This is a genomic window from Actinoplanes sp. CA-030573, from assembly GCF_050951115.1.
Lineage (GTDB): Bacteria > Actinomycetota > Actinomycetes > Mycobacteriales > Micromonosporaceae > Actinoplanes.
Window position 1 is genome coordinate 8,898,508 of sequence record NZ_CP192038.1, and the last position, 14,217, is coordinate 8,912,724.

Here is a 14,217-nt window from a genome sequence, read left to right on the forward strand (position 1 = left end):
GGGGTTCTGTCATTACCTGCTACGCCAAGCCCTCCCACCGGCGAGCGCCAGCGCGTTCCATGGGTGAGGTAAGCCCGACCGGTGACCGTTTCCGCTGGTCAGAGGCACGGGAGTCACTCAGAGGGTAGGCATACTCATGACAGCATCAGCCGAACGTCCGACGACGGCGGGTCGGACACTCGCGGTCGCGGCGACAGGCACGTTGTTGGTGCTGGTCGCGTTCACCACCCCCCTCGCAACGCTGCCAGCCACCGCCGCCGGTGTTCATGCCGGTGCGGGCGCGCAGGCGTGGATCTTGAGTGGGATGAGCGTGGGCTGCGCGGCCGGACTGCTGGGCAGCGGCGCGCTCGGCGACGACTACGGCCGCCGCCGCACCTTCCTGGCCGGCGCCCTGGTCCTCGTCGGCGGCTCGCTGCTGGGTGCGGTCGCCGCTGATGCGCTGCTGCTGGTGCTGGCCCGGATCGTGCAGGGCCTCGGCGGCGCTGCGATCGTCGCGTGCAGCCTCGGCCTGATCGGGCACGCATACCCCGAAGGTCCCGAGCGCGCCCGCGCCACCGGGATCTGGGGTGCCGCCCTCGGCGCCGGAGTCGCGGCCGGCCCTTTCTTGGCCCTCGGCCTGCAGGCCACGACGGGTTGGCGGTCCGCGTACGCGATGACCGCGCTGCTCGCCGCAGGGCTGGCCCTGGCCGGGCGCGCGGTACTAGTCGAGTCCCGCGCCGCCTCGCCCCGCCCGGTCGACGCGGCCGGCACGATCCTGCTCGCGCTCGGCGTGTCCGCGCTGTTGGCCGGGCTGGTCGAAGGCCGCAGCGGCTGGACCCGCCCCGCAACACTCGCTCTGCTGCTCCTCGGCGGGGTTCTGGTCGCGGGGTTCGCGGCGGTGGAGCACTGTGGTCGGTATCCGATGCTGGATCTCGGGCTGCTGCGCCGTCCGGACTTCGTCGGCGCGCTGTTCGCGGCCCTCACGCCCTTGTCGGCCAGGTGGCTATCTTCCCGCGTCGCACCGCGCACGCAGCTCGTCGCCGGTCTGCTCGGCTGCGCCGCAGGCCAGCTCGCCCTTCTCGGACTGCACCCCGGCGACCCCGTCGTCCGGCTCCTGCCTGGACTGCTGGTCGCGGGTGCCGCGAACGGGGTACTCAACGCCGCGCTCGGCCGGCAGGCGGTTTCGAGCGTGCCCGCTGACCGGGCCGCGATGGGCAGCGGCGCCAACAACACCGCCCGCTACGTCGGCTCCGCGTTCGGTCTCGCCGTGGTCACGCTCTCGGTCACCGGCAGCGACCCTGACCCGGCGGCCGTCCTGCACGGCTGGAACACCGCCGTGCTGCTCACCGCCGCCTTCTCGATCGCCGGGGCGCTCGTCGTGTCCCTCGCTCGGGAGCGAGCCACCACCCGGGAGCCGGAAGCGGTCGCCGCCTGAGCGGCAAACCGGCCCCACACCAGGGAAGCCTCACCTCGTTACGAATCTCGAAGGAGCACAGCATGGAACTGCTACCGGTCCGCCCCACCGTGAAGACGCCCGCCCAGGCATTCACCGGCGACGTCTACATGACCCCGATCTACAACGGGTCCGGGCCGTCGCGGATGACCGTTGCCCTGGTCCGCTTCACTCCGGGCGCCCGCACGAACTGGCACTCCCACGCCGTCGGCCAAACATTGCACGTCACCGAAGGCGTCGGCCTCGTCGGCATCCGCGACGGGTCCGTGCTGCGGATCCACGCCGGAGAGACAGTGCTCTGCCCGCCCGACGAGGAGCACTGGCACGGCGCCGCCGCCGACACGTTCATGAGTCACCTGGCGATGCTCGAAGCCAAGCCCGACGGCAGCGACCCCACCACCTGGCTCGAACCCGTCCCCGACGAGCAGTACCAACAGGCCAACAAGAAGGACAACTGATGACCACCGCTTCATCGAAGATCGGCGGCCTGACCAGGCGGCAGGAGGCGACGGTGGCGATCGGCGCGTTCACCGCCATAGGCGACATACCGCGGTTGCGCGAGGACCTCACCCAAGGCCTGGAGGCCGGGCTGACCATCAGCGAGATCAAGGAAATCCTGATCCAGATGTACGCCTACGCCGGCTTCCCGCGCAGCCTCAATGGCCTCGGCACCTTCATGGCGCTGCTGGAGGAACGCCGCGCGAACGGCATCAGCGACCTCACCGGCGCGGACCCGACCGCCACCATCGCCGCCCTATCCGCCCTCGACGGCGCCGAATCCCAGCTCGGGTCACACCTGCGTATCGCCCTCAACACCGGCCTGACCGAGGCCGACCTGCGATCCCTCGTCACGGTCCTGCGCACCCGCGTCGGTCAGGCACCAGGCGACCGCGCCGACGCGGCCCTCGACAAGGTACTGGCGACGGCAAAGGGGTGAAGTCCACCCCGGACCCGTGCCCGACCAATCCCGGCCAACCAACACGTCCTCTTCCGAGTCTGGAGACCTTCAGCATGCGAGCCACCTTGATGTACGGCGCCGGTGACGTCCGCGTCGAAACCGTCACCGACCCCACCATCAAGCAGCCCACCGACGCAATCGTCCGCGTCGTACGCGCCTGCGTCTGCGGCAGCGACCTGCACCCCTACCACACCATGGCCGCCCAGCAGCACGGCCAGCAAATGGGCCACGAGTTCCTCGGCATCGTTGAACAGACCGGCACCGACGTCACCACCGTCAAGGCCGGCGACCTCGTCGTGGCCTCCTTCTCCTACCAGGACAACACCTGCGAGTTCTGCCGCGCCGGCGTGCAGACCGCCTGCGTCCACGTCGGCTTCTTCAGCGCTGCCCAGGCCGAACTGATCCGCGTCCCGCTCGCCGACGGCACCCTCGTCAAGCTGCCCGTCGGCGCCGACTCCGCACTGCTGCCCTCGCTGCTAACCCTCGCCGACGTGTACGGCACCGGCTACCACGCCGCCAGATGCGCGAACGTCACCACCGGCGACACCGTCGCGGTCATCGGCGACGGCGCAGTCGGGCTCCTCGCCGTACTGTCGGCCAAGCAACTCGGCGCCGAACGCATCATCCTCATGGGCCGCCACAAGGTCCGCACCGACCTCGGCCGCGAGTTAGGCGCCACCGACGTCGTCGCCGAACGCGGCGAGGAAGGCATCGCCCTCGTGCGCGACCTCACCGACGGCGGGGCACCGAAGGTCCTCGAAGCCGTCGGGCACCGCCCTGCCTACGACCAGGCCGTCGGCATCGTCCGTGCCGGCGGCGTCATCAGCCGCGTCGGCGTCCCCCAGTACGACGAGGCACCCGTCGGCTTCGCCAGCCTGTTCGGCCGCAACATCACCCTCAACGGCGGCCCCGCCCCCGTCCGCGCCTACATCGACGAACTCCTGCCCGGCATCCTCGACGGCACCGTCGACCCCGGCAAGGTCTTCGACCGCACCGTCACCATCGACGACGTACCCGACGCCTACCGCGCCATGGACGACCGCGAAGCCCTCAAGGTCCTCATCGCCTTCTGACTCCGCCCGCACGGGCGCGCGATTCGCAGCCGCGCGGGAGGCCGACTCACCGCCTTCGACAACGATCTGGAGCTAGTGATGCACACGCGACTTCTCGGCCAGGGCCTGCGGGTCTCGGCCATCGGTCTGGGCGCCATGGGCATGTCCCAGAGCTACGGACCCAACCCCGGCGACCGTGACGCCATGATCGGCGTGCTGCGCGGCGCGGTCGAGCGGGGCGTCACGTTTTTCGACACCGCCGAGGTCTACGGCCCGTACGTGAACGAAGAACTCGTCGGCGAGGCCCTTGCCCCGCTACGAGACCAGGTCGTGATCGCCACGAAATTCGGGTGGCGCATCGAAGACGGCAAGTCGGTCGGACTCGACAGCCGCCCCGAGCAGATCAAGCGGGTCGCGGACGCGTCGCTGCGCCGGCTGCGGACCGACGCCATCGACCTGTTCTACCAGCACCGCGTCGACCCGAACGTGCCGATCGAGGACGTCGCTGGCGCCGTGGGTGAACTGGTGCAGGCGGGCAAGGTACGCCACTTCGGCCTCTCCGAGGCCGCCGCGGCCACGATCCGCCGCGCCCACAAGCTGCACCCCGTGACCGCCGTGCAGAGCGAATACTCGCTGTGGACCCGCGACCCCGAACCCGAAGTCCTGCCCACCTGCGCCGAGCTGGGCATAGGGTTCGTGCCGTTCAGCCCCCTTGGCAAGGGTTTCCTCACCGGCAGCGTCACCCCCGGCACCGAGTTCACCAACGGCGACATCCGCGCCACCATCCCCCGGTTCGCCGCCGATAACCGGGCCGCCAACCAGGCGCTGGTCGAGCACATCACCGTCCTGGGGCGTGCCAAGGACGCCACACCGGGGCAGGTGGCCCTCGCCTGGCTCCTGGCCCAGCAGCCTTGGATCGTCCCCATCCCCGGCACCCGCCGCCTGGCCCGCATCGAGGAGAACACCGCCGCAACGCAGCTACCGCTCTCCGCCGACGAGCTAGCCGACCTCAACGAACTCGCCGCCCGCGTCGGAGTCCACGGTAACCGCTACAACGACCAGCACATGGGCCTCGTCGATCGGTAGCCACCCACACATTCCTTCCAAGGGCGGGCCTTCCCACCGTGCACTTACTAGGACTTCATCGCCCATCGCGCTGCCCGTTGCTTGGCCGGGGTTCACGCCAGTTTGACGAGGGCGTCCAGAGGGGCCGTCGGGCTGGTCGAACCCGGTGCGGGCTCCACGGTGACGCCGACGGCGGAGGAGCCGGGCAAACCGTCCACGACCCGTACGGTCGTCGTCTGTCCCGCGGCGAGGGCACCGGCCGAGGCGGGGTTTCCGGAGCGGATGGTCCACAGCTGGTAGACGCGGCCGGCGGCGGGGGCTCCGTCGGCGGCGAGCATGATCACGCCGGCGTTGTTGCGTTGCGAGGTGGCCACCGTGACCCGGCCGCCGCTGTGCAGCCGCTCCTGCCGCACCACCAGGTCCGGTGCCGCGAGGATCGCCTCGATCCGCGCCTGGCCGGCCTGGGCAGCGTCGGCGAGCGTGTGCGCCTGACGTACGCGGTCCTCCTGCACCGTGTAGACCGCGGCACCGGCGCCGGCGGCGGAAACCAGAACGGCCGCCGCCGCGGCCAGCCACCGTCGGCGTTGCGGCCGGAGCCGCACGGGCCGGCCGGGATCGGCAGCCGCGCCGGGCGGCGGAAGCTGCCGGGTGTTGCTGATCGCCGTGAGAACGGTTTCCCGCAGCCGTGGCGGCGGCACCGACCACGCGCTGTCGGCCAGCCGCGCGGCCGCTCCGCGCAGCTCGTGGACCTCGGTCCGGCACACGTCACACTCCCGCAGATGTCCCTCGAACGCGGCCCTTTCAAGATCGTCCACCGCGTCCAGCACGTACGCCCCGATCAGCGCATGAACATCCGGTGTCATGCCGCCACCCCCGCCGAAAGGCAATCCCGCAGTCGAATCAACCCGTCACGCATCCGCGTCTTGACGGTGCCCAGCGGCGTTCCCAGCAACTCCGCCACCTGCGGATATGAGTTGCCCTGGTAGTACGCGAGAGTGACCACCTGGCGCTGCAACTCGGTGAGCTCATCCAGGCAATGCTGCACCTGCCGCCTTTCCAGTCGCACCGCCACCTCGTCCGCGACCGCGTCGTACGGCGTGTCGATCGCGGTCACCCCGGCCCGCATCGTCCGGTTCGCCGCCGCCTGTTCGGCCCGGGCTCGATCGACGGTCCGCCGATGCGCGATGGTGAACACCCAGGCGGTCGGCGATCCCCGTTCCGGATCGAACTGACCGGCCAGACGCCACACCTCGATCAGCACCTCCTGGGCGACCTCTTCCGCCTGAGCCGGATCGCGCAAGACCCGCCGGACGAGGCCGTAGACGCGCGGCGCCACCAGGTCGTACAGCCGCGCGAAGGCACGCTCGTCACCGCGGGCCACCGCCCGGAGCAGCGCGACGGCGTCCGGCTCCGGATCCGGCCCGGGCACCGCTGTCAGATGCTCCGGACGGCGGCCCGCGCGGGGGCGTTTCGGCGTCATGCAGGGTGCGCCATGGTGAGATCCGCGTAGACGACGATGTTGTCTTCGTAGTGCCCGGCGCTGCTGTCGAAGTTGCCCCCACAGGTGATCAGCCGTAGCCCGGCCCGGCTTATCGCTCCGTAAACGGCGTTGCTCGGGAACCTGTTCTTGGGATACCGCTCGACCTTGACGACGCTGAACATCGCCATGCTGCCGTCCTCCCGATCGACGTTGATCGAGTCGCCCGGCTTGAGCTCGCTGAGCTTGTGGAACGTGCCCGGCTTGTGGTGGTAGTCGACGTGCCCGGCCAGCACTGCGGGGCCAAGGGATCCGGGTGTCGGTGCTTTGGTGTACCAGCCGACGGTCGCGGCATCCGTGGGTACCTGCATGCTGCCGTCGGCCTCCTGACCGAGGCCGACCAAGGGGACGTCCACACCGAGTGCCGGGATGACGACTCTGGTCGGTGTCGAACTGGCCATCAGCGGCCCGGTGGTCAGCGATGCGGCGGAGCTGCCGCTACTTGCCGGGGTCTCGTCCGGCGGAGCGGCGTCGCCGGCGGCGACCGTCCGTGGCGGTTGGCGGGGCTGGTCGTGGGCGCCGCGCGTGAACGCGGCGACCCCGATGATGGTGAGGACCAGGACCACCGCCGAGAGCGCATAGCGCCCCCGGCGGTTCCCGGCCGACGAGGTGCGGTCGGCGCCGATCATGGTCAGCTCTGGCGGCCGAGCCGGCGGCGAGCGAGGAAGGCGCCGCCCGCGCCGAGCAGTGCGACGGTGCCGAGCGCGTACGTGCCGGTGGATTCGTGGCGGGTGCTGCCGTCACCGGTGGCCACACCACCGACGGGCACGGATCCGACAGCGGCGCCGGACACCATGCCGCACACCGCCGGGTCGGTGGCCTCTTCCGGGATGCCGCTGACGCCGGCCGACTTCGCCAGCGTCGACTCGCCGAGGCCTTGCAGGTCGTACTTCTGGTTGCCGTTGGCGTCGATGCCGTGCTCGACGATGTGCAGGTCCTTGAGGTGCTCGATGGTGCCGGCCGGGAGGTCGGCGGCGGGGATGACCCGGTCGTAGGCCAGGTTGCCGTTCGCGTCGGCGGTCGGCATCCGGTCGATCGCCAGGCCACTCTTGGGTGACGTGTCACCCTTGGTGGTCAGCGAGATGAAGATGTTGCCGTAGACCGGCATGCCTTCCTCGGTGCTGACGTAGCCGTTCCCGTCCTTGTCGGCGGACATGTCCGGGCAGTGGAAGTCCATGCCGTCGGTCGAGCCGTGCAGGTGCTGGGCGTGCGGCGAGTTCGGCACCAGCCCCTTGGACCTGATGCTGATCTTCAGATCGCCGTCGGACATCGCGGTGAGCGTGGCGGTGCCGGAGGCGCCCGACTTGTTGAGCGCGTCGAGCTTGACGTGGACGCTCTCGTCGGCGAAAGCCGCGCTCGGCGCGGCGAACAGGATCGCCGCTGCGGCGGGAATGGCGAGCAGAGTGCGGGAAAGCTTCACGGGGGTCTCCTTGCCGGCGATTCCGGACTGGGCCGTTGTCTTGGTCGCCAGTGATTCGGAGCGGGAAGCCATCCGGCTTGGATCTTGTTTGCGATAACTTTGCGTTGCCGCCGGCTCACTCCTGCCGTGAAGCCATGGCGTCCGGTGTCTGGATGCCGCCGACCAGGCCGGAGATCGTGGGCTTCGCGCCGGGTTCGACGGTGACCGTGACGGATTGTCCGGCGATGCGAATTCCGTCGGCGCGGATGGCGCCGAGAGGCGCGCCGGGCGGGGGTGTGAGGCGGATCCGGCCGTTGGGGATGTCGGGGTCGAGGCCGAGCATCGTGTGCAGAAGGGTGACAGCGGCGGCTGCGCCCCAGGCCTGGGGGTGGCAGGCAGCGGGGTAGGGCAGGGGGCGGCGGGTGTCGGTGGCGCTGTCGCCCGCGTAGAGCTCGGGGAGCCGGTAGTCGAAGGCCTCGGCGGCGCGCAGGAGGCCTTCGGCGAGGATGGCGGCGGCGTCGCCGTGGCCGGCGCGGGCGAGGCCGAGCATGCCGATGGCGGTGTCGTGGGGCCAGACGGAGCCGCAGTGGTAGGACAGCGGCGCGTAACCGGCGTTGTGGGCGGACATGGTGCGCAGCCCGTATCCGTTGGCCATGTCCGGCGCGACAAGCCGTTCGGCGATGGCTTTCTCCTCGTCGGGATTGAGCAGGCCGGTGCCGAGCAGGTGGCCGATGTTGCTGGTGACGGAGTCGACCTGCCCTTTGTCGCCATCGAGAGCGAGGGCGGGGTAGCCGCCGGGCGTCCAGAAGTGTGCGCGGAACCGGGTTGCCATCTGGTGGGCGTAGTCGCGCCACCGGTCGGCGCCGGGCCGGTCGAAGGCGTCGAGCAGGGCGGCGCCGTGCAGGGCGGCCGCGTGGGCGTAGCCCTGGACCTCGCACAGGGCGATGGGTGCGGGAGCGATGCGACCGTCGTGGTAGCGGACGGCGTCGGCGGAGTCTTTCCAGCCCTGGTTGGCCAGGCCCCGGCCGGTGTGGTCGATGTATTCGAGGAAGCCGTCCCCGTCGGGATCGGCATGCTGGTCGAGCCAGCCGAGGGCGGCCTCGAGGTGCGGCAGCAGGGCGGCCACCTGCTCGGTGGGCATGCCCCAGCGCCAGGCGTCGTGCAGCAGGCTGATCCACAGTGGGGTTGCGTCGATGGTGCCGTAGTAGCTGGCCGGCAGCCCGATCGACTGCTGGCGGATCTCGTGGATGATTTTTCCGGGCGCTTCGGCGGTGCTGGGGTCGACGCGCCGGCCTTGGCGGCGGGCGAGGGCGCGTAGGGTGCCGGCGGCGAGATCGGTGCCGAGCGGGAGCAGCATGCGGGCGGCCCAGATGCTGTCGCGGCCGAACAGGGTGAGGTACCAGGGCACGCCGGCGCCGAGGAAGGTGTCGCCGGTGGCGGGGTCGTCGGTGAGCCGCAGCGACTGAAGGTCGTCCAGCGCCTGGTCGAGCAGCCGGACGAGGCGCCGGTCGTCGGCACGGACATGCGGCCGGGCCCACTCGGCCGGGTGGTCCGGTGCGGCTACCACCGCGTTGCCGCGTCGCACGTCGAGTCGCCAGTGCAGGGTCACCGTCTCCCCGGGGGCGAGGGTCACCGGCCACGACAGTTGGGAGGGGGTGGCGGTGACGGCGGCCGCGGGGGCGGTGACGGTGATCCCGTCCGGCCAGGCCAGCCCGTCGAAGGCGAGGGCCGCGTCCTCCGGCGGTTCGGCGGCGCCGCCCTTGACCCGTTCGACGAGGGCATTGTCGCTGGCGAGGTCGAGGGTGACGGTGGCGGTCACCGGGGTGCGCGCGGCCGACGAGATGCGGATCTCCTCGGTCATCGCGGTGGGCTGCAGGTGCCGGACCCGGTCGACCCGCACGGCGGGGTCGGGGGTGGGTCCGGCGATGTGGCGCAGCAGCCCGGTGAAGCGCACGGCGCCGGGCCCGGCCGGGGCGTAGCCGAGGCTCTCCGGCTCGCGCCCGTCCACCCGCAGCACGGCTTCGGAGAGCACCCGCCGGTCGGCGTGGAACAGGCCCTGGACTCCCGAGGCGCGGATCTGGCCGTCGCGGCCGGACAACAGGCAGCTGGGCGCCGCCACGGCGGGCACCAGGTCGTGCAGCAGCGGTTGGGCCGCAACCTCGGCGATCATCTGGTGGCTCCTTTGGTCTCGACATCCGCGGCCGTGTGGGCGGACGGTTCGAGAATTGTCCCGGCAAACCCCAGTCGGCCGGGGTCCGCGCCATCACCTTGCTCACGACTCGTGCCTCAGATACAGGACGGCCGGGCCGGACGGGAACGGCGAGGAGAACTCGACCGTGCCGTCCCGCTCGGCGGTCAGCACGTCGGCCGCCTCCGTCTCGCGGGTGGTGACGTCGAACCACTCGACGCGGTACGAGCCGGCGGGCAGGTCGACGGTGAAGGCCCGGCCGGCCCCCTCCGGCTCCAGCACCAGGTACTCCGAGCCGGGGTTTGCCAGCGCGTACCCGGTGGAGGACACGTCGAGCCGGGGCTCCATGTCGATCAGGTCCATGCGTTCGGCGTACCGGCGGGTGTCGCCCATCGCCCACCGCGCCGGCTCGTAGTAGGTGAAGGGCGGCACGCCGGTCTCGGCGGGCGACTCGCCGGCCGGCTCGAGGCCGGCGATGAGGCCGAAGTCCATGAGGATGGGGTGGTGACCGCGCAGGAATGACTTCCACGCCCAGAGCGCGTCGCCCTGTCCCGGCGCGTAGTGGTCGGTATCGCTGATGACCACCTTGGCGCCGTCGGCGATCGGCGGATCGGCGTACCAGCGCGACGGCGGTGCGCCGGGCGCCATCGGGTGGCCGCCGCCCGCGAAGATCTCATCGTCGTAGCCGGGCGAGATCCAGTCGGCGTGGCTGTTCAGCAGCGGGTCGTTCACCTTCGTCTGTTCCGCCACCGGGAACTGCATGGTCATGCCGATCGGGTGCGGGTGGTATCCACGCGCCGCCTCGTGCTGCTTGACCGTGTCCAGGACCCAGTACTGCCAGCCGGTCGAGTCACCCCACGACGGCGCCTTGTCCATGCCGAGGAACGCGGCGAACTCGTCGGTCACCGAGCCGTCGCCGGACGACTCGTTGGCCACCTCCCACAGCACGTTCGGCAAATCGTGGAGGGTGTCGACGACCTTTCGGACGTACGCCTCCTGGATCGCCTTTGTCCGCGGGTCGAGCGGCAGGACCTGGAGGTCGTCGATCGAGGTGGCGGCGATGCCGTTGACGTTGTTGCCGGCGTGGAACGGGTGGCCCTCGATGTGGTCCGGCGGCGGACTGAGGTGCAGCGCCCAGCCGTCGAACAGCATGACGCCCACATAGATGCCGGCCTCGGCGGCCGCGCTGACCCGTTCCCGGAGCCGCCGGAAGAAGCCCTCGTCGAACTGCTCCAGATCGAACCGCGGCTTGCCGTCCTTCGCGGTTCCCGGCCCGGTCCGCGCCCACGGCTGCGGCGTCATGTTGAGGTGGTAGTTCCCGCCCGCCGCCTGGGAACGGAACTGCTCCCAGCGCCAGAGCCGGATGAAGTTGTGCCCGCGCTCGGCGAGGAACCGCAGGTAGGCGTCGTAGTCCATGCGCTCCGGCTCGGGCGGCCCGTCGGGACCGGGGCCCATGCCGTCGTGCAGGTTGTTCCAGATGTGCGACCCGGTCAGGTAGACGGCGCGGCCGGCGCCAGGCCCGGCGGTCGGGGTGAAATAGCGGGGGTTGCGGGTGGAGACGACCAGGGGTCCGGGCGTCGACGTCATGTCTTCACATCCTCGAGGAGACTCGGTGAGATCGGCTGCCCTGAAGCCTCCCCGCCGGGCAGCCCCGGATCATCTGCCAAGTGGCCGATGGTCTCGCCGCGGGTGGCCGACAGGCGGCATTGTGGTGCCCATGCGCGACAGCTCGGGCCAGGTGCCGAACAACCTCGTGGCGCCGTTGACGTCGTTCGTCGGGCGGCACACCGAGATCGAAGCAGCGACCGGCCTGCTCGAACGCCACCGGCTGGTGACGCTGACCGGCCCGGGCGGCGCCGGCAAGACGAGGCTGGCGGCGCAGGTCGCGGCCGGCCGGGCCGATCGCCACCCGGACGGCGTCTGGTGGGTCGAGCTCGCCACGGTGAGCGACAGCACGGCGGTGGCGGAGACCATCGCCGAGGCGGTCGGCGCGCCGGTCGTGCACGCCCTCCGTACGCATCTGGAGCCGTGGCGGTCGCTGCTCTGCCTGGACAACGCGGAACATCTGCTCGACGGGGTCGCGAGCACGGTCGAGGCCGTGCTGCACGCCTGCCCGCGGGTGACCGTGCTGGTCACCAGCCGCGAACCACTCGGGATACCGGGTGAGGCGGTGCTGGGGGTGCCGCCGCTGTCCGACGACGACGCGCTGACGCTGTTCGTCGATCGCGCGGGCCTCGTGCGGCCGTCGTTCGCACTGACCGAGGCCGACGAGGCCGCCATCCGTTCGATCGCCGCCCATCTGGACGGGATACCGCTGGCGCTGGAACTGGCCGCGGCATGGATGCGGACCCTGACACCCCGGCAGATCGAGGCGGCCCTCGACGACCGGTTCGCGCTGCTCGTTCGCGGTCCCCGGGGCGCGCAGCGGCGGCAGCGCACCCTCGCCGGATCCATCGACTGGAGCTACGCGCTGCTGGACGAGACCGATCGCGTCGTGTTTCGCCGCCTCGCCGTCTTCGCCGGGACGTTCGGCCTGGCCGCGGCGCGAGCGCTCGGCTCGGGCGGTACGGTCTCGGCCGCCGACGTGCTGCCGGCGCTGGCCCGGCTCGTGGACAAATCCCTGGTGGTGGCGGACGTCCAGGGCGACGAGGTCCGATACCGGCTGCTGGAGACGATCCGCGCCTTCGCCGCCGCCCGCCTGGTCGAGGCGGAGGAGGACACCGCGCTGCGCGAGCGGCACCTCGCCTGGTTCCTGGAGTTCGTCGAGGCGGCCGAGGCGAACCGGGAGCGCGATGCCGACGCGTGGCGGCGCGCGCTGGTGCTCGAGTACGACAACCTGCGCGCGGCGTTGGATCGGGGTCTGGCGGCCGACGACGCCGAGGCCGGCCGGCGCCTGGCGGCGTCGCTGGCCTGGCTGTGGCACCTCGACCGGCGCGGCCGGGCGGGAATCGGCCTGCTGCGGCGGGCGATCGACCGCGCGCCCGGCGAACGCTCCGCGCTGCAGGCCCGCCTCTTGACCGGTCTCGCCCTCGTCACCGACACGGCCGGCCCGCTCGAGGTCGAGCGGGACGCCGCCGCGCGAGCGGCCCGGCTGGCCGCCGAGGTCGGCGAGGAAGGACTGCGCGCGCTGTGCCTGAACCTGTCGGCGGTCGGCTCCTTCTACACCGACTTCGACGAGGCCTGGCGGCTGTGCGAGCAGGCCCATGCCGCGGCACGGACGAGCGGGAACACCTTCGTGCTCGGCGGCTCGCGGGCGCTGCAAGCGATGATCCTGCATCTCCGTGACCGGCACGCCGAGGCCGAAGCCGTCATCGACGACCACGTCCGGCAATGCCTGCGACATCACCGGGGTGTGCTGTCCACGGTGCTGACGTACCAGGCCGGCGGCGCCCTGGCGACCGGCGACCCGGCTCGCGCGCTGGATCTCGCGACCGAGGCGCTGCGGTACGCCGAGCCCCTGGGCGACTACCTGCGGGTCGGGATGGCGCGCTCGGTGCTCGCCGAGATCAAGGCGCGGACCGGTGACCCGGCCGGCGCGACCGAGGTGCTCGACCCGGTGCTGCGCCTGGTCGAGGGCGCCGGGGACGAGGTGTTCATCCCCGGCCTCGACCACGCCGTGGCCGTGCTGGCGATGTGCCGCGACGACCCGGCGGCCGCCGTCCGCTCGCTGCGCCGGGCCGCCGGCTCCACCGACCGGGGCGCCGCCACCTGGCTCGCCGGCCGGGCCCTCCCCCGCCTCGGCACGGCCCTCGCCGCCGCCGGGCATCCGGACCAGGCGGCAGCGGCCCTCGACCGGGCGGTGGAGGTCGCGCAGCGCCTGTGCATGCCGGGCCCGCTGGCCGAGGCCTACGCCGCGCAGGCCGAGCTCGCCGCGGCCGGCCCCGACGGTCTTGCCCGGGCCGCCGATCTGCACCACGCGGCGTTGACCATCCGCGTCGACCACGGACTGCGCGCCGCCCAGATCACCAGCCTCGAAGCGCTCGCCGGTGTCGGCGCGGCCACCAGGCCGACGCCCGACGACGTGCGGATCCTCCATGCCGCCGGGTCGGCCCGTGCCGATCTCGGCCTTCCGCGCGGGGCCGCCCGCCGGCGGGCGTACGACAACGTCACCGTCACCCTGCGCCGAGCGCTCGGGGAGACCGCGTACGACCGGGCGGCGGCCGAGGGTGCGCGGCTCACTCTCGACCGGGCCGTCGAGTACGCCCGCCGCGCCCGGGGCCGCCGCGGACGCCCGGCCACCGGCTGGTCCAGCCTCACGCCGACCGAGCTCGAGGTCGTCCGTCTGGTCGCGGACGGGCTCACCAACCCGCAGATCGGCGCCCGCCTCCTGATGAGCCGGGGCACCGTGAAGACGCATCTGTCGCACGTCTTCGTCAAGCTAGACGCCACCAACCGCGCTCAGCTCGCCGCGGCCGTGCGGCAGCAAGAGGCCGATAGTTTCGGTCGTTAGTTGATCTCGATCCCGATATCTGGGCACGCATGAGCAGGAAACGGCCTCGGAACTATCGGTAAGTCACCGGTACTTGGCACAATGAGGGTCGCTCGGGCGGCGCGGCAGTGGGTGGCCGCGCCGCCCGAGCCGCTTT

General features: G+C 71.8%; 12 protein-coding genes. 6 read left to right on the forward strand and 6 right to left on the reverse strand.

Annotated features, from left to right (window positions below; all coding sequences use genetic code 11):
• Positions 1-136: 136 nt before the first annotated feature.
• From ACQP2F_RS41100 to ACQP2F_RS41120, 5 genes are all read left to right on the forward strand, one after another.
• The gene (locus tag ACQP2F_RS41100) at positions 137-1,414 is read left to right on the forward strand and encodes an MFS transporter (protein ID WP_433297465.1); all 1,278 of its coding nucleotides are present in this window, start codon (positions 137-139) and stop codon (positions 1,412-1,414) included.
• 62 nt (positions 1,415-1,476) lie between these two features.
• Positions 1,477-1,890, forward strand: coding sequence for a (R)-mandelonitrile lyase (locus tag ACQP2F_RS41105; RefSeq protein WP_433297467.1), 414 nt, complete (start codon positions 1,477-1,479; stop codon positions 1,888-1,890).
• A complete protein-coding gene (locus ACQP2F_RS41110) occupies positions 1,890-2,369 on the forward strand; it encodes a carboxymuconolactone decarboxylase family protein (protein WP_433297469.1) in 480 nt (159 codons plus the stop codon). Before ACQP2F_RS41105 ends, ACQP2F_RS41110 begins: the two co-directional genes overlap by 1 nt.
• A 74-nt stretch (positions 2,370-2,443) precedes the next feature.
• Positions 2,444-3,463, forward strand: a complete 1,020-nt coding sequence (locus tag ACQP2F_RS41115) for a zinc-binding dehydrogenase (protein WP_433297471.1) — start codon at positions 2,444-2,446, stop codon at positions 3,461-3,463.
• Between the two features lie 141 nt (positions 3,464-3,604).
• On the forward strand, positions 3,605-4,528 hold the full coding sequence (locus ACQP2F_RS41120; RefSeq protein WP_433307823.1) for an aldo/keto reductase: 924 nt from the start codon (positions 3,605-3,607) through the stop codon (positions 4,526-4,528).
• 92 nt (positions 4,529-4,620) lie between these two features.
• Here the strand turns inward: ACQP2F_RS41120 and ACQP2F_RS41125 are convergent, their stop codons facing one another.
• The 6 genes from ACQP2F_RS41125 to ACQP2F_RS41150 all read right to left on the reverse strand — a co-directional run bounded on the left by ACQP2F_RS41125 (position 4,621) and on the right by ACQP2F_RS41150 (position 11,218).
• Positions 4,621-5,370, reverse strand: coding sequence for an anti-sigma factor (locus ACQP2F_RS41125; RefSeq protein ID WP_433297473.1), 750 nt, complete (start codon positions 5,368-5,370; stop codon positions 4,621-4,623).
• Positions 5,367-5,987 (reverse strand): ECF RNA polymerase sigma factor SigK, encoded by a 621-nt coding sequence (gene sigK, locus ACQP2F_RS41130; RefSeq protein ID WP_433297475.1) that lies wholly within the window; start codon positions 5,985-5,987, stop codon positions 5,367-5,369. Before sigK ends, ACQP2F_RS41125 begins: the two co-directional genes overlap by 4 nt.
• Positions 5,984-6,673: a class F sortase gene (locus ACQP2F_RS41135; RefSeq protein WP_433297477.1), complete on the reverse strand. Its 690-nt coding sequence runs from the start codon at positions 6,671-6,673 to the stop codon at positions 5,984-5,986. Before ACQP2F_RS41135 ends, sigK begins: the two co-directional genes overlap by 4 nt.
• Positions 6,674-6,675: 2 nt before the next feature.
• Positions 6,676-7,464 (reverse strand): hypothetical protein, encoded by a 789-nt coding sequence (locus ACQP2F_RS41140; protein ID WP_433297479.1) that lies wholly within the window; start codon positions 7,462-7,464, stop codon positions 6,676-6,678.
• A 115-nt stretch (positions 7,465-7,579) separates the two neighbouring features.
• Positions 7,580-9,613 (reverse strand): amylo-alpha-1,6-glucosidase, encoded by a 2,034-nt coding sequence (locus tag ACQP2F_RS41145; RefSeq protein ID WP_433297481.1) that lies wholly within the window; start codon positions 9,611-9,613, stop codon positions 7,580-7,582.
• Between the two features lie 102 nt (positions 9,614-9,715).
• On the reverse strand, positions 9,716-11,218 hold the full coding sequence (locus ACQP2F_RS41150) for a hypothetical protein (RefSeq protein ID WP_433297483.1): 1,503 nt from the start codon (positions 11,216-11,218) through the stop codon (positions 9,716-9,718).
• Between the two features lie 130 nt (positions 11,219-11,348).
• On the opposite strand from ACQP2F_RS41150, the gene ACQP2F_RS41155 reads away from it, so the two are divergent.
• Positions 11,349-14,081 (forward strand): helix-turn-helix transcriptional regulator, encoded by a 2,733-nt coding sequence (locus ACQP2F_RS41155; RefSeq protein WP_433297485.1) that lies wholly within the window; start codon positions 11,349-11,351, stop codon positions 14,079-14,081.
• The last annotated feature ends 136 nt before the right edge of the window (positions 14,082-14,217 follow it).